Source organism: Sphingomonas sp. GW822-FHT03G08 (genome assembly GCF_058801135.1).
This window is the reverse complement of the sequence record NZ_JBXAMZ010000001.1, coordinates 2,211,456-2,225,518: the sequence shown is the minus strand read 5'-3', so window position 1 is coordinate 2,225,518 and position 14,063 is coordinate 2,211,456. Positions and strand designations below refer to the sequence as shown.

Sequence of the window (14,063 nt, the reverse complement as noted above, 5' to 3'; positions counted from 1 at the left end):
GAGCCACAGGAATGAATGCGCCCTTCGGCGCGCGCGGCACCGCGCTGGTGCTGCCGCAGCCTTATCTTCTCTTCCTCGGCGACACGACCGAGCCGGGCTTCGCCAAGACCGCGTTCGGCCTGCGCGACTGGGCCGGGGACAAGTGCGTGGGCGAGTTCGCGTGCGGGGCCTCCGTATCCACCGGCCTGCCGCGCTGGAGCCCCGCGGAGGCGGTGGCGCAGGGCGCCAGGGGGCTGGTGATCGGCGTCGCCAATCCTGGCGGCGTGATCCCGCCTTCCTGGCGCCAGTCGCTGGTCGAGGCACTGGAGGCGGGGCTCGACATCGTCTCGGGCATGCATGTCCGCCTGGCGGACATTCCGGAAGTCGCGGAAGCGGCGATGCTGCTCGGCCGCCGGCTGATCGACATCCGCGTACCCCCGGCCGAGATCCCGGTCGCCACCGGGCGCAAGCGCAGCGGCAAGCGGCTGCTCACCGTCGGCACCGATTGCGCGCTCGGCAAGAAGTACACCGCGCTGGCTCTGGCGCGTGCGTTCGAGGCGCGCGGGCTCGACACCAGCTTCCGCGCTACCGGCCAGACCGGGATCATGATCGCCGGCGGCGGCATGCCGATGGACGCCGTGATCTCCGATTTCGAGGCGGGCGCAGCGGAGATGCTCTCGCCCGATGCCGATCCGGCGCATTGGGACGTGATCGAGGGGCAGGGGTCGCTCGCGCATCCGGCCTATGCGGCGGTGTCGCTCGGCCTGCTGCACGGCAGCCAGCCGGACGTATTCGTCGTCTGTCACGAGCCGGGCCGCACCGTGATGCTCGGTACCGCCGGCTATACGGTGGCGAGCATCGAGGAGATCATCGACCTCACCACCGCGCTCGGCCGGCGGACCAATCCGGCCATCCGCTGCGGCGGCGTGAGCTTCAACACGTCGGCCTTGGGGGAGGCGGAAGCGCTGGAGGTCATGGCACGCGAGAGCGAACGCCTAGGCCTGCCCGTCGCCGATCCGGTGCGCGGCGGCCCGGCGTTCGCCGCGCTGGTCGAAAGCTGCCTCGCATGAGCGCCCCGGCAGCAGGATCGAGCTGGTTCCAGCGTTTCCTGCTACCGGGCTTCGCGATGAAGGCCGTCATCATCGGCGGCGGCTATGCGACCGGACGCGAACTGGCGGAATATTTCCTCCCCGCAGGGCCTTGGGGCGGGTTGGCAGGCATGATCCTCGCGATGCTGCTGTGGAGTGCCATCGCCGCCGCGACCTTCGCCTATGCGCGCCTCGTCGGCGCGCTCGACTATCGCACCTTTTTCGCCAATCTGCTCGGCCCCGCCTGGATCGCGTTCGAGGGCGCCTACATCCTGTTCGTCGTGCTGATCCTCGCCGTGTTCGGCGCGAGCGCGGGCGCTATCGGCGCGGCGATGTTCGGCTGGCCGGTGTTCGTCGGCACGCTGGCGCTCGCGCTTGCCATCCTCGCCACTGTCGCGCTCGGCAATTCGGCGGTGGAGGGTGTTTTCAAGTACGTCTCCTTCCTGCTCTATGCCGTCTATGCGATCTTCCTCGCGCTGAGCCTGTGGCGCTTCGGCGACCGCATCGCCGACGGCTTCGCGACGCCCGCGCCGTGGAGCGGCTGGGCGAGCGGCGGGCTCACCTATGCGAGCTACAACATCATCGGCGCCGTGGTGATCCTGCCGGTCCTTCGCCATCTGACCAGCACGCGAGACGCGGTGGTCGCCGGCCTGATCGCCGGGCCGCTGGCGATGCTGCCGGCGATCCTGTTCTTCACCTGCATGGTCGCCTTCTATCCCGGCATCGGCGCCGAGACGCTGCCGTCGGACTTCCTGCTGCGCCAGCTCGACGTGCCCATTTTCCACTGGGCATTCCAGATGATGATCTTCGCGGCGTTGCTCGAAAGCGGCGCTGGGGCGGTGCATGCGATCAACGAGCGGGTGGCGGGGGTGGTGCGCCGGCGGCGCGGCGTGGCGCTGGGAGCAAGGGCCCGGGCCGCGATCGCCGGAGTGCTGCTGCTCGTCTGCATGTTCGTCGCCGACCGGGTCGGACTGATCGCGCTGATCGCCAACGGCTACCGGTTGTTGGCGTACCTGTTCCTCGCCGTGTTCGTGTTGCCGCTGCTGACCGTCGGGCTGGCACGGCTGCTCCGTCGCTCCGCCATTCCCCAGGAGACTGCCGCATGAAGCTGCGCCATCTGCTCGCTCTGCCGTTGCTTGCGCTCGCCACTCCGGCGCTGGCCGATCCGCCTGGTGGGCTCGATGCCAAGGTAGAAGCGCTGCGCAAGGCGAGCGGTGCGCCGGGCATTGCGGTGGCGATCGTCGAGCATGGCAAGACGACGCTTGCCAAGGGCTGGGGCTTTCGCAAGCAGGGCGAGCCGGCGAAGGTGGATGCCGACACGATCTTCCAGACCGGATCGACCGGCAAGGCGTTCACCGCCGCCGCGCTCGCCATCCTGGTTGACCAAGGGAAGATCGGCTGGGACGACAAGGTGATCGATCACATGCCCTGGTTCCGCATGTACGACCCTTGGGTCACGCGCGAGATGACGATCCGCGACCTGCTCGTCCACCATTCGGGGCTTGGGCTTGGGGCGGGGGATCTGCTCTTCGTCCCGCGCGGCAGCCTGTCGCGCAAGGAGACGGTCAAGCGGCTCGCCTATATCAAGCCCGCCACCAGTTTCCGCTCCAGCTATGCCTATGACAACATCCTCTACATGGTCGCCGGCCAGCTGATCGAGGAAGTCAGCGGCAAGAGCTGGGAAGACTTTATGACCAGCGAGGTCCTGAAGCGCGGCGGCATGAGCAGCGCCACCGCCACCTATGAGGCGCGCTGGGCAACTGCCGACCGGGCCTTCCCGCATGCCCGGATCGGCGGCGCGGTGCGCGGCGACGGCCCGAACTCGGTGCTCGACGAGCGCGAGGAACTGGGCCGCGCGGCGATGCCCGCGGGAGGGCTCGCGCTCAGCGCCAACGACCTGGCGCAATGGCTCAAGATCCAGCTCGGCCACGGCGCGCTTCCCGGCGGCGGGCGGCTGTTCAGCGAGACCCAGGCAGCGGAGATGTGGAAGGGAGTCACGGTCCAGCCGCTCACGCCCTATCCGGGCAGTCTCGCGCCGCTGACGCCAAAGTTCAGCACCTATGCGCTCGGCTGGGAGGTCGAGGACTATAAGGGCGCGCGGATCATTTCACATGGCGGTGGGGTGTTCGGGTCGATCACCCATGTGATCCTGCTCCCCGACCAGGATGTCGGTATCGCGGTGGTGGTCAATTCCGAGGACGTGGCGTTGCTGCGCGGCGTCGCGCACATGCTGGTCGACCATTATCTCGGCATCCCCGATCAGGACTGGCCCAGGCGCTTCGGCGAGTTCATGACCAACCGCGTGGAAGGCGGCAAGGCGGCGCTCTCGGCAGTCAAGGCCGCGCCTGCCAAGGTCGGGCCAGCCTTGCCGCTCGAACGCTATGCCGGCACCTATCGCGATCCCTGGTACGGCGATGTCGCGGTGACTGGGGGCGCCGACGGGCTGCGCATCGACTTCAAGACCACGCCGCGCATGGCCGGCAAGCTGCTCCATTGGCAATATGACACCTTCGTCACCCGCTTCGACGACCAGGCGATCGAGCCGGCCTATGTCACCTTCGCGCTCGATGCCGATGGCAAGGTCGCGCGCGTGACGATGAAGCCTGAAAGCCCGATCGCCGATTTCAGCTATGACTATGGCGATCTCGATCTGCGTCCGGTGGAAGACAAGAAATGACCAAGCGCCTCGTGTTCCTCGCCCTGCTGCTCTCCGGCTGCGTGACCGCACCGCAAGCAGGTCCGGCGGCGCCCCGGGCGCACAAGGACTTCCTCGTGCTCGACACCCATCTCGATACGCCGCTGCATTTCGCCCGGCCTGGCTGGAGCTTCGCAGGCCATCACGATCCGGCGACCGATCTGGTGCAGGTCGATATGGAGCGGATGGAGGCCGGAGTGCTCGACGGCGGCTTCTTCGCCATCTATACCGAGCAGGGGCCGCTTACCCCCAAGGGCTATGCCGATGCGCTTGCCTATGCGCGCGGGCGCTCCGACCTGATCGATTCCACGCTCGCGAAGTTCCCCGACAAGATCGGTCCGGCGCTGACGCCCGACGATGCGCTACGGCTGAACCGCGACGGCAAGCTTGTCGCGTTCAAGAGCATGGAGAATAGCTACGAGCTGGGCGAGGACCTCTCGCTGCTCAAGGAATTTCACGATCGCGGGGTGCGGCTCGCGGGGCCGGTGCATGGCGCCAACAACCAGTTCGCGGACAGTTCGGGCGACAAGCCCAGATGGAACGGCCTCTCTCCCCTCGGGCGTAAATGGGTGGCGGAGATGAACCGGCTCGGCATGGTGATCGACGCCAGCCACGCGTCCGACGACACGTTCGACCAGATGCTGGAGCTGTCGAAAACGCCGCTGCTCCTGTCGCACTCCAGCGGCCGCTGGGCATTCGATCATCCCCGCAACCTCGACGACGAACGTATCCGCAAGCTGGCGGCCAAGGGCGGGGCGATCTGCGTCAGCACCATTTTCCTGGCGAACATGAACATGACGCCCGAACGCGCGGCGCTTTTCACCCGGTACGAGCATATCTCGGACCTGTCGCCTGAGGAACAGGTGGAGCTTGCCCGGAAATGGCGGGAGCTCGACAAGACCCAGCCGATCTGGGGCAAGGCCGATTTCGATCGCTACATGGAAATGGTCCTCCACGTGATCAAAGTCGCCGGGGTGGATCATGTGTGCTTCGGCGCTGACTGGGATGGCGGCGGCGGTCTGCCGGGAATCGACGACATCTCGATGTTGCCGAACGTGACCGCACGGCTGCGTGCCGCTGGTTATTCAGACGGTGATCTGGACAGAATGTGGAGCGGCAACATCCTTCGCGTCGTCGGCGAGGCCCAACGCTACGCTGCCGTTTCGCATTAGAAAGGAAATTCGGGTATCGGCTGGGCGTTTACGGCCAAAGTCAACGATAAGGCGCCAGGAACGAGCAGGCGGCAGGGCAGCTTTCCCGCAACTGCTCCGGATATCTCGTCAGACACCTTCGTAATTCGGAGGTCACAGGTTCGAGTCCTGTAGGCGGCGCCATTCATTTTGCAGTAGTGAAACAAGGGCGATCGGGCTTCGGGCCGGGCGGCGGGCCATGGTCTCCGCTTCGCCGGCATGCGATGCCGGTCGCGCCTCGGGCAACATCGATTGTTGGCGCCTGGAGCCGGGCGACGGCCGGCCGCAGCGGGCGGCTGTCGTGGCTAGGCTGCATTCGCGTTGACCGGGGGAGGATGTTCGATCTGGCTGGGGAACGGCGGCGCGCGGTGGTTTCCCGCTCAAATCTCCCGGCTTTCCCGTGCAGGGCGCGGGCCGCGGTCGGATGCCGCCTGGGCGCTTCTCCGGGTGCGTTCGCTACGGCGCCGGAAGGCGCTGTGCCGGCATTTTGCGTGGGGAGCGTGAGCGGCGCGGGCGGGCAAGCCCGGCATTTTGCGCAGTGCGATAAAATGATCCGCAAAATGTTTTCGTGGCTGTTGACAGGGGATTGTGTCCCCCGTAGAGGCGCTCGCCTACCCCGTGCCCAGATGGCGGAATTGGTAGACGCACCAGCTTCAGGTGCTGGCGCTCGCAAGGGCGTGGAGGTTCGAGTCCTCTTCTGGGCACCATTTTCCCCGTCCGGTGACGTCCATGAGCGTCGCGTAAGCGGCTGGGGAAAAACGCTTTTTTCAAATATCTTTCCGACGAGATTTGGGCGGGTCCGCCGAGATACAACCAATTTTGGTGGTATAAATCGGCCGTGGATTCGCCCGTTTTCGGACGGAGATACCACCATGGCACTTACCGCACTTGCCATCAGAAACGCCCAGCCCAAAGCGAAGCAATACAAGCTCGGCGACGGGCGTTCCCTCTTCCTCCTGGTGATGCCGAACGGCGCCAAATACTGGCGCTTCCGCTATCGCTTTCTCGACAAGCAGAAGGTTCTCGCGATCGGCGTATGGCCCGAGGTCAGCCTGGCCGATGCTCGCGCCAAGCGCGACTCCGCGCGCAGGATGATCGACGACGGCGTCGATCCGATGGTCGAGAAGAAGCGCCGGAAGCTTCGCGCCCAGATTGACGCGAACGTCACCTTCAAGGGCGTCGCTGAGGAATGGTTCGTTAAGATCACGCGAGAAGAGCGCGCCGAGGTGACGCTCAGCAAGGTCCGCTGGCTGCTGGAGAAGGTCTATCCGTTTCTCGGCCACCTCCCGCTTCATGAGATAGAGGTGCAGGAGGTGCTCGCCGTCCTGCGCAAGATCGAGGCGACGGGCCATTACGAAAGCGCGCGCCGTATGCGCAGCGTGATCAGCCGCGTGTTTCGCTATGGCATCGCCACCGGACGGGCGAAGGTTGATGTCGCGCGCGACCTGCGCGGGGCGATCATCGTTCCCAAGACCAAGCACTTCGCCGCGATCACCCGCCCCAAGGAAGTCGGGCAGCTTCTGCGCGACATCGACGATAGCGCGGGCAGCGCGATCACGAGGTTCGCCCTTCGCATGACGCCGCACGTCTTCGTGCGCCCTGGGGAGCTGCGCCGGGCCGAATGGAGCGAGTTCGACCTCGAGCGTGCGGTGTGGTCGATCCCGGCCGAGAAGATGAAGATGCGTTGGCCGCATCAGGTGCCGCTTTCGCGCCAGGTGCTCGACCTGCTCGACGAGATTCGGCCGCTGACCGGCCATAGCCCTTATGTGTTCCCGGCACTTCATACCTGGAAGCGCCCGATGTCTGAGAATACCGTCACGTTCGCGTTGCGGCGTATGGGCTACAGCGGCGACCAGATGACTGCGCACGGCTTCCGCGCCATGGCGGCAACGCTGCTGAACGAGATGGGACTATGGAACCCCGACGCGATCGAACGGCAGCTCGCCCACTTGGAGAATAACGGCGTGCGACGCGCCTATGCGCGAGGCCAGTACTGGGAGGAGCGCGTGCGCATGATGCAGCACTGGTCGGACTATCTCGACCAGCTTCGGGGCAGCGATGACGGCGGTACGTTTGCCGACGACAGCAAAGTGGTCACGGTCGATTTTGGTGGTCGATCGAGGCGATCATCGCGATGAGCAAGCAGATTTCGCCGTCGGTGCGAGCCGACGGCGGCTTCGCGCCCCAATCTCGGACGTTCGGCTTGACAGCCGACAAACCCGAAAGCCGTCTTTGTTTAGGCGATGGCTGAAAGGCCCGTGGCCTACTGCCGCCTAACCTGTTTGATGGCCCGTCTTTGCGGGCTGCGGTTTTCAGGTCAGCGCGCCTAAGTTACGCTACCGATCACATACGCACCAAATCATACAGGCTGAGTGAGTGCGCAGGCCGGTGTCGTGGCGAACGCTAAAGGTCAGTCGACCCATTATCGGCGACCCGCTGCCGCGCCAATGCCAGCACAATCTCACGCAACTGCCGAGCCCGCGTCAGCTTCATGCATACTGGCTCGTATCTTCGCACTTCAGCTCGACCTCCACGGGGGAATCGCATTAATCTGCAGCAAGTTCGCCAAATCGACGGACCCTTGGTGCGGCACCGCCGGTTGAACCTCCGACAATCAGGAGCGGGCACATGGCGACGAATACCAGGCAAAGCGGCGATGGCGGCGAGACACACCAGATCGCCGGTGACGGCACGGAGGTGCTCACCACCAATCAGGGCATTGCGGTTTCCGATAACCAGAACAGCCTGAGGGCGGGCCTGCGCGGCCCGACGCTACTGGAGGATTTCGTCCTTCGCGAGAAAATCTTCCACTTCGATCATGAACGTATTCCCGAACGCATCGTCCACGCCCGCGGCACCGGTGCGCATGGCTTTTTCGAAGCGACCGACGATATCTCGGACCTGTCCAAGGCAGCGCTGTTCACCAAAGGCGAGAAGACCGAGGTCTTTGTGCGCTTCTCGACCGTCGCCGGTGGCGCGGGATCGGTCGATACGCCGCGTGACGTCCGTGGCTTCGCGGTCAAATTCTACACGCGCGAAGGCAATTGGGACCTGGTTGGCAACAACATCCCGGTCTTCTTCATCCAGGACGCGATCAAGTTTCCCGACCTCATCCATTCGGTGAAGATGGAGGCGGACCGCGCCTATCCGCAGGCCGGCTCCGCGCACGACACCTTCTGGGACTTCGCGTCGTTGATACCCGAGACGACGCACATGCTGTTCTGGGCGATGTCCGACCGCACCTTGCCGCGCTCGCTCCGGATGATGGAGGGCTTCGGCATCCACACCTTCCTGCTGGTCAATGCAGCCGGCAAGGCCAGTTTCGTCAAGTTCCACTGGAAGCCGAAGCTCGGGATCCAGTCGACGATCTGGGACGAGGCGCTCAAGCTTCAGGCCGCCGACAACGACTATCACCGTCGTGACCTGTTCGAAGCTATCGACACGGGTGATTTTCCCGAATGGGAGCTCGGCATCCAGGTGTTCGATCAGGCATTCGCCGATGCCCAGCCCTATGACGTACTGGACTCCACCAAGCTGATCCCCGAGGATGATATTCCCGTGCGGATCATCGGGCGGATGGTGCTCGATCGGAACGTCGATAACTTCTTCGCCGAGACCGAACAGGTCGCCTTCTGCCCCGGCAACATCGTGCCCGGCATCGATTTCTCCAACGATCCGCTGCTGCAGGGGCGCCTGTTCAGCTATCTCGACACGCAGAAATCGCGGCTTGGCACCGCCAATTTCCACCAGATCCCGGTCAATGCGCCCCGCTGCCCGATGGCGAACTTCCAGCGCGATGGCATGATGCAGATGGCGGTGCCCAAGGGGCGCGCCAACTACGAGCCCAACAGCCTTGCGGCGCATGGCGAGGAAGGCGGGCCGCGCGAATGTCCCGCCAGCGGTTTCGCCACCAGCACCGCGCCTACCGGCCGGGACGAGACAGGCGACAAGCTGCGCGTACGGAGCGAATTGTTCGCCGACCATTACAGCCAGGCACGGATGTTCCTCGCCTCACAGACCGAAAGCGAGCAGGCGCATATCGCCTCGTCCTTCGTGTTCGAACTCTCCAAGGTCGGGTTGCTCGACCAAGTACCGGGCCGGATGGTCGCCAATCTTCGCAATGTCGATGAAGCGTTCGCCAAACGGGTGGCTGACGGTCTCGGTATCCCGCTGCCGCCAAAGGCCACGGCCGCGCGCGAACCGGTTGAGATCGCGCCGTCCGATGCGCTGTCGATCCAAAAGAACATGAAGGACACGCTCGAAGGCCGCGCGATCGGCGTGCTGATCGCAGACGGTACCGACGCCGCCGACCTGAGCACGCTCATCGGCGCGATCGAGAAGGCCAAAGCCAAGGCCGTGATCGTCGCACCCAAGGTGGGCGGCGCGACCTTGTCCGACGGCAAAGTGCAGAAGGCCGACGGGCAACTCGCAGGGACGCCATCGCAGATCTTCGACGCGGTGGCGGTGGTGCTTTCGGAAGAAGGTTGCGCGGCACTGATGAACGAAGGTGCGGCAGTCGAATGGGTGATGAACGCCTTCGGTCACCTGAAGGCCATCGGCGCCAGCGACGCGGCAAAGCCGCTGCTCGACAAGGCCGGTATTGAGCCCGACGATGGCGTTACCGGCTTGGATGACGGGTTCGTGCCAGCCGCAGCAAAACGCTTCTACGCTCGCGAGCCGGGTCTCAGAACGCTCGCATAACGAAGCGCCGACGCTGCGATCGAAGCAGGTGGAAATGATACGGGCGGGCAAAGGGTTCGCCCGCCCGTATCACGAGGCGTCTTTGCAGTTTGCGATCAGACCGTGACGTCGGTCATCGTGGTAAGCTCCGGCTTCGGCAGCCCACTCGCCTTATAGGTGGCGAGCAACTCGGTCTTGCGGGCGAGCAGCTGTTCGCCCAGCGCGTCCATATCCAGCCCGGCCTTGCGCGCCTGGGCGAACATGCCTTCCATGCGCTGCTCTTCCTCGCCGACATGGTGCTCGATCTGCTCGGACAGCACCTTCACCTTGGCATCGTAGAAATCGTCACTCGGCGCGCCGGCTTCGATTTCGGCAATTAGCACCTTGGCGCCGTCATGCTCGACATAGGCTTCCTTGAGCAGGTCTTCCTCGATCTTGCCCTCGCAGGCCGGGTAGAAGATTTCCTCCTCGATCTTCGCATGGACGGTCAGCTCCATGCAGATCTGCATCGCGATCTTCTGCTTCTTGCCGTCGCCCGAAGCTCCTTCGAACTGCTCGAACAACGCTTCCACGGTACGGTGATCGGCCTTGAGAAGGGCGATTGCATCTTTCTTGGTGTCAGCCATGTTATTTCTCCTGAGACGAAGATCAAACAGGATGAAAAGAATATACGTTCCAAGAAATTTCCTGTTGCGAGTCGTTAGCATCTCATAGGGATCGCAATTATCTATTTGACTGATCTGGATCATTATTTTCAATTGCAGGCTTATCGACTAGCCACATTACTAATCTGAACCAGCAGTTTTCCTACGCTGCCACCGGTCCATCAGCTGGAGTGACGGGGTCACCGTGATCCCGTGCAGCAGGATCGAGGCGAGCACCACCGCACCGACCGTCGCCCAAAGGCGGCGCGGATCGGGGAAATTCGCGTGGTTTAGGGCGAAGGCCAGATAGTAGATCGATCCCATGCCGCGGATGCCGAAGAAGGAAATCACCAGCTTCTCCCGCCAAGGCAATCTCGTCCCCGCCAGGCCGATCATGCCCGCCACGGGCCGCGCGACGAGCAGAACTCCGGCCACGAAAAGCAGCATCGGCCAATCGAACGGCGCGAGCAGCCCGCTATAGGTCACGATGCCGCCGAACAGGACCAGCAACGACATCATCAGCAGCCGCTCCGCCTCTTCGGCAAAGCCATGGAGCCGCTCCTGATAGTCATGGTCCCGGCTCGCGTTGCGCAAGGCGAGTGCCGAGACGAAGACCGCCAGGAAGCCGTAACCGCCTAGCATCTCGACCACGCCATAGGCGAGGAAGGTGGCGGCCAGCGCGACGAAGCCGTCGCCAGTGCGGGAGATGTTGGCGCGGTTGGGAAGGTGGAAGGTAAGATAGCCCAGCCCCCGCCCGATCGCATAACCGGCGGCCACGCCGAGCAAGGTCTTCCAGAGCAGGTCGCGTGCCAGCCAGGTGAGAGCATCTCCCGCACCGAAGCTCGCCGCGCTCAGCGCGATCGCCAGATAGACGAACGGAAATGCCAGGCCGTCGTTGAGACCGGCTTCCGAAGTTAGAGCGAAGCGCGCTTCGTCCTCGCCGCCTTCCCCGGGACCATTCACCTGGACGTCGCTCGCCAGCACCGGGTCGGTGGGTGCCAGCACCGCGGCGATCAGGAGCGCGGCAGCAAGGCCGAGACCCAATATCCCCGAGGCGAGACCGGCAACGATCAGCATGGTGATCGGCATGGCGATGCCCAGCAACCGCCAGGTCAGCGCCCAGCGGCGCAGGCCAATCAGCCGGTCGATCTTGAGACCCGCGCCCATCAGCGAAACGATAACGACCAGCTCGCTCAGCCGCTGTACCGTCACCGGGAAGGCAAGCGGGTGGACTGCGAAAGGGCGCAGCGCCGGAAGTGCGAACAGTGCTGCGCCGGTGGCAACGCAAAGGATGGGAAGCGACAGCGGCATCTTGCGCAGCAGCATCGGCAACCACGCTGTCATCAGCACCAGCACACCGACCCCTGCGATCAACTGGATGTAGAGGTCGTGCGGTGGCTGCATGGAAGCTCCTTCCGGCGCGATCAGCGCATCAACCCGGCTGCCCTCAGCGCTTCCTCGATTATCCGCCCGACTCCCGTGCCGGTATCTGCCTTGTCGAGCTGCCTACCCTCTATCCTGGCGGTTTCCCGGACCCGAGAAGGCGCGCGTGCGGCCCCGGTCCCGATCAGCCCCCAGAAGCGCGCGATATGGCGCGTGGAGGATATGCCGGCTTCCAGCATATAAGGTCCCGGCACTCCGCAGGCGTCGGAGCCCGAGGTGCTGAGCGGCGTGCCATGCCCGAGCCCGGCAATGCGATATTCCTCGATCACTTCGCGGCCTGCGGCGTCCCGCCAGAGGCGATGGGTATGGCCTTCGACGGCATCGGTTTCGCAGGGAGACTCTGCAACGCCGTGCAGCCGGCGCCACTGCTCGAGGATGAGCGCGGCATTTGCGGGGCTGACCGTCATGTCGCTGATGCCGTGCCATATCGAAATACTTGGCCATCGGCCGGCATGGGCGGACGCCGCCGTCACCAGCGCTCCCAGCGCGGCCCCGCTCGGACCGCCCTGCGCGCGCATGCGGTCCAGAGCCTGTGGGATCGACTCCGCGGTGCCATAGGGCAGACCGGCGATGATAGCGCCGCCGGCGAAGACCTCCGGATAGGTCGCCAGCATCACCGAGGTCATCGCACCGCCGGCGGAGAGGCCGGTCACGAAGACGCGAGCCGGATCAAGCCGGTGTGTGGCGATCATCGCCGCCACCATCTGGCGGATCGACAGCGCCTCGCCGGCGTCACGCCGGGTGTGGTCCCGGCTGAACCAGTTGAAGCAAAGGTTCGCGTTATTGGCGCGCCGCTGCTCAGGGAAGAGCACCGCAAAACCCTGTTCGTCGGCCAGTTGGGACCAGCCCGAGCCGCGATCATATGCGGCGGCATCCTGGGTGCAGCCGTGCATCACGACGACGAGCGCTGCATTTTCTCCCAGGCTCGCCGGCACATGGCAAAAGGCTCGCAGTGCGCCGGGGTTGGACCCGAAGTCGCGCAGTTCCGTGAGCCGGCTCGCACCCGTCGGGATGATATTCTGCCCGGCGCGCAACGCATTGAGGTGCTTTATCGTGTCGTTCAGGGGTCGCATTTGGCGTTCTCCTGGCCACGGCGGAAGCCCTGACAATGCAGCAACCGTCCCTGGCCAGGCCAATTGCTGCAGCGCACAATATCAGGCCGACTGTGGCCGGGCACAACCCATGCTGGCTGAGAAACTGCGATTTGCCGGGGTCGGGGTGGCGTAACCGCCATTGGCACCCCACATAACTTGTATCGCACCGCCTGCCATGAGCCTGGGTGCGACTGAGAGTTCATGCTCCCGCTCTGACGTGGAGCACCTCCATGCAGATTTTCCCGATAGTTGCGCCCAGCGCCGAGCACGCGCGACCAAGCGGCGCGCCTCCTTGCCCAAGCCCTGGCACCCCGACGCAAATGCGTCCGCGGCCTCGCTTGTCCATTCGCTTCACACGCATCTGAAACCGTCAGGAAGGAACTTTGCATGGCCAAGGGTCAACGCCGAAGCAACAAAGAGGCTCGAAAGCCCAAAAAGGTCGCGGCGCCGAAACTGGTGCCGGTCAGCGCAGCCTTGAAAGGCACACCGCTGGTGCAGCCTCTCAAGAAATCGTGATGCCAGACAGCGTCGCCTCCTCAAGCGGAAAGACCGATCCATGCAACCGACTGCCATTTTCTGCCGCGCGGAAGAGGCGCGCCAGCGCGCCCTGGCCGGCACAGCCAAGCTCGAGAACGTAAAGCGCATTGCGATTGTGGCAGCAGCCGCATGGGCAAAGGAAGGCGCTGCCGCCGAACATCGCGAGGCCCGCAAGCTGCGCTCTCAGGAAATCGCCCGGGCTGGGGTGATGAAGGACGAACCGGCGTTCATGGAAGATCGCAACTTGAGCGAAAATCCGGATCGCGCCCTCTATAATCGCGAATTTGCATAGGGATATATCTGGTGTAGCCATTGTAATGCCAACCAGATCGACCATCTTAGACTAGCTGTCGTCGCTTGCGACGGAAATTGATGCCTTCGGGCGGATCTTCCTTTTCTCGCTTCCTGGCTCGGATTGCATTTGCGGTCCGGCACTTCATTTTTGCGAAAGGAACAGATCATGCCTGTCGGCACCGTTAAATTCTTCAATAGCAGCAAGGGCTATGGCTTCATTTCTCCCGAGGACGGTGGAAATGACAGCTTCGTGCATATCAGCGCCGTCGAACGCGCCGGCATGACGACGCTCCAGCAAAGCCAGCGCCTCTCCTATGAGGTGGAATCGGATCAGCGCGGAAAGACGTCGGCAGTGAACCTGCAGGAAGTCTGATGCCGCAGTGCGGCAGCCCGGAATTCGGTCTGCCGCACACTGCTCG

Annotated in this window: 12 protein-coding genes and 1 tRNA gene; 10 read left to right on the top strand and 3 right to left on the bottom strand. The window is 64.2% G+C overall.

Annotation, left to right across the window (positions count from 1 at the left end):
- The first annotated feature begins 11 nt into the window (after positions 1–11).
- From AC1RJ5_RS10135 to AC1RJ5_RS10105, 7 genes are all read left to right on the top strand, one after another.
- Positions 12–1,049, top strand: coding sequence for an N-acetyltransferase DgcN family protein (locus AC1RJ5_RS10135; RefSeq protein WP_493113127.1), 1,038 nt, complete (start codon positions 12–14; stop codon positions 1,047–1,049).
- Positions 1,046–2,173, top strand: a complete 1,128-nt coding sequence (locus tag AC1RJ5_RS10130) for a YkvI family membrane protein (protein ID WP_493113125.1) — start codon at positions 1,046–1,048, stop codon at positions 2,171–2,173. The genes AC1RJ5_RS10135 and AC1RJ5_RS10130 overlap by 4 nt, the downstream gene beginning before the upstream one ends.
- On the top strand, positions 2,170–3,744 hold the full coding sequence (locus tag AC1RJ5_RS10125) for a serine hydrolase (RefSeq protein WP_269574005.1): 1,575 nt from the start codon (positions 2,170–2,172) through the stop codon (positions 3,742–3,744). Before AC1RJ5_RS10130 ends, AC1RJ5_RS10125 begins: the two co-directional genes overlap by 4 nt.
- Entirely contained in the window at positions 3,741–4,934 is a 1,194-nt protein-coding gene (locus tag AC1RJ5_RS10120; RefSeq protein WP_493113123.1) for a dipeptidase, read from the top strand. The genes AC1RJ5_RS10125 and AC1RJ5_RS10120 overlap by 4 nt, the downstream gene beginning before the upstream one ends.
- Positions 4,935–5,572: 638 nt before the next feature.
- Positions 5,573–5,659 (top strand) — tRNA-Leu (locus AC1RJ5_RS10115).
- Positions 5,660–5,824: 165 nt separating this feature from the next.
- Positions 5,825–7,090, top strand: a complete 1,266-nt coding sequence (locus AC1RJ5_RS10110; RefSeq protein ID WP_269574007.1) for a tyrosine-type recombinase/integrase — start codon at positions 5,825–5,827, stop codon at positions 7,088–7,090.
- A 490-nt stretch (positions 7,091–7,580) separates the two neighbouring features.
- Complete coding sequence (locus AC1RJ5_RS10105) at positions 7,581–9,653, top strand: catalase (protein ID WP_269574008.1); 2,073 nt, start codon at positions 7,581–7,583, stop codon at positions 9,651–9,653.
- Positions 9,654–9,748: 95 nt separating this feature from the next.
- On the opposite strand, the gene AC1RJ5_RS10100 is transcribed toward AC1RJ5_RS10105, so the two are convergent.
- The 3 genes from AC1RJ5_RS10100 to AC1RJ5_RS10090 form a co-directional block, all read right to left on the bottom strand.
- Positions 9,749–10,258 (bottom strand): hemerythrin domain-containing protein, encoded by a 510-nt coding sequence (locus tag AC1RJ5_RS10100; RefSeq protein ID WP_269574009.1) that lies wholly within the window; start codon positions 10,256–10,258, stop codon positions 9,749–9,751.
- Positions 10,259–10,417: 159 nt separating this feature from the next.
- Positions 10,418–11,680: a cation:proton antiporter gene (locus tag AC1RJ5_RS10095; protein ID WP_269574010.1), complete on the bottom strand. Its 1,263-nt coding sequence runs from the start codon at positions 11,678–11,680 to the stop codon at positions 10,418–10,420.
- 20 nt (positions 11,681–11,700) lie between these two features.
- The gene (locus AC1RJ5_RS10090) at positions 11,701–12,792 is read right to left on the bottom strand and encodes an extracellular catalytic domain type 1 short-chain-length polyhydroxyalkanoate depolymerase (protein WP_269574011.1); all 1,092 of its coding nucleotides are present in this window, start codon (positions 12,790–12,792) and stop codon (positions 11,701–11,703) included.
- Positions 12,793–13,200: 408 nt separating this feature from the next.
- Between AC1RJ5_RS10090 and AC1RJ5_RS10085 the strand changes: the two genes are divergently transcribed.
- The 3 genes from AC1RJ5_RS10085 to AC1RJ5_RS10075 all read left to right on the top strand — a co-directional run bounded on the left by AC1RJ5_RS10085 (position 13,201) and on the right by AC1RJ5_RS10075 (position 14,017).
- Positions 13,201–13,329 (top strand): hypothetical protein, encoded by a 129-nt coding sequence (locus tag AC1RJ5_RS10085; protein WP_269574012.1) that lies wholly within the window; start codon positions 13,201–13,203, stop codon positions 13,327–13,329.
- 40 nt (positions 13,330–13,369) lie between these two features.
- The gene (locus AC1RJ5_RS10080) at positions 13,370–13,642 is read left to right on the top strand and encodes a hypothetical protein (protein ID WP_269574013.1); all 273 of its coding nucleotides are present in this window, start codon (positions 13,370–13,372) and stop codon (positions 13,640–13,642) included.
- A gap of 168 nt (positions 13,643–13,810) precedes the next feature.
- On the top strand, positions 13,811–14,017 hold the full coding sequence (locus AC1RJ5_RS10075) for a cold-shock protein (RefSeq protein WP_269574014.1): 207 nt from the start codon (positions 13,811–13,813) through the stop codon (positions 14,015–14,017).
- Positions 14,018–14,063 lie beyond the last annotated feature (46 nt).

Bases quoted from the DNA above. Each gene is read 5' to 3' on its own strand.
- AC1RJ5_RS10085 (WP_269574012.1), top strand. From the start codon at position 13,201: ATGGCCAAGGGTCAACGCCGAAGCAACAAAGAGGCTCGAAAGCCCAAA.
- AC1RJ5_RS10095 (WP_269574010.1), bottom strand. From the start codon at position 11,680: ATGCAGCCACCGCACGACCTCTACATCCAGTTGATCGCAGGGGTCGGT.
- AC1RJ5_RS10135 (WP_493113127.1), top strand. From the start codon at position 12: ATGAATGCGCCCTTCGGCGCGCGCGGCACCGCGCTGGTGCTGCCGCAG.
- AC1RJ5_RS10120 (WP_493113123.1), top strand. From the start codon at position 3,741: ATGACCAAGCGCCTCGTGTTCCTCGCCCTGCTGCTCTCCGGCTGCGTG.
- AC1RJ5_RS10090 (WP_269574011.1), bottom strand. From the start codon at position 12,792: ATGCGACCCCTGAACGACACGATAAAGCACCTCAATGCGTTGCGCGCC.
- AC1RJ5_RS10075 (WP_269574014.1), top strand. From the start codon at position 13,811: ATGCCTGTCGGCACCGTTAAATTCTTCAATAGCAGCAAGGGCTATGGC.
- AC1RJ5_RS10105 (WP_269574008.1), top strand. From the start codon at position 7,581: ATGGCGACGAATACCAGGCAAAGCGGCGATGGCGGCGAGACACACCAG.
- AC1RJ5_RS10100 (WP_269574009.1), bottom strand. From the start codon at position 10,258: ATGGCTGACACCAAGAAAGATGCAATCGCCCTTCTCAAGGCCGATCAC.
- AC1RJ5_RS10110 (WP_269574007.1), top strand. From the start codon at position 5,825: ATGGCACTTACCGCACTTGCCATCAGAAACGCCCAGCCCAAAGCGAAG.
- AC1RJ5_RS10125 (WP_269574005.1), top strand. From the start codon at position 2,170: ATGAAGCTGCGCCATCTGCTCGCTCTGCCGTTGCTTGCGCTCGCCACT.
- AC1RJ5_RS10080 (WP_269574013.1), top strand. From the start codon at position 13,370: ATGCAACCGACTGCCATTTTCTGCCGCGCGGAAGAGGCGCGCCAGCGC.
- AC1RJ5_RS10130 (WP_493113125.1), top strand. From the start codon at position 1,046: ATGAGCGCCCCGGCAGCAGGATCGAGCTGGTTCCAGCGTTTCCTGCTA.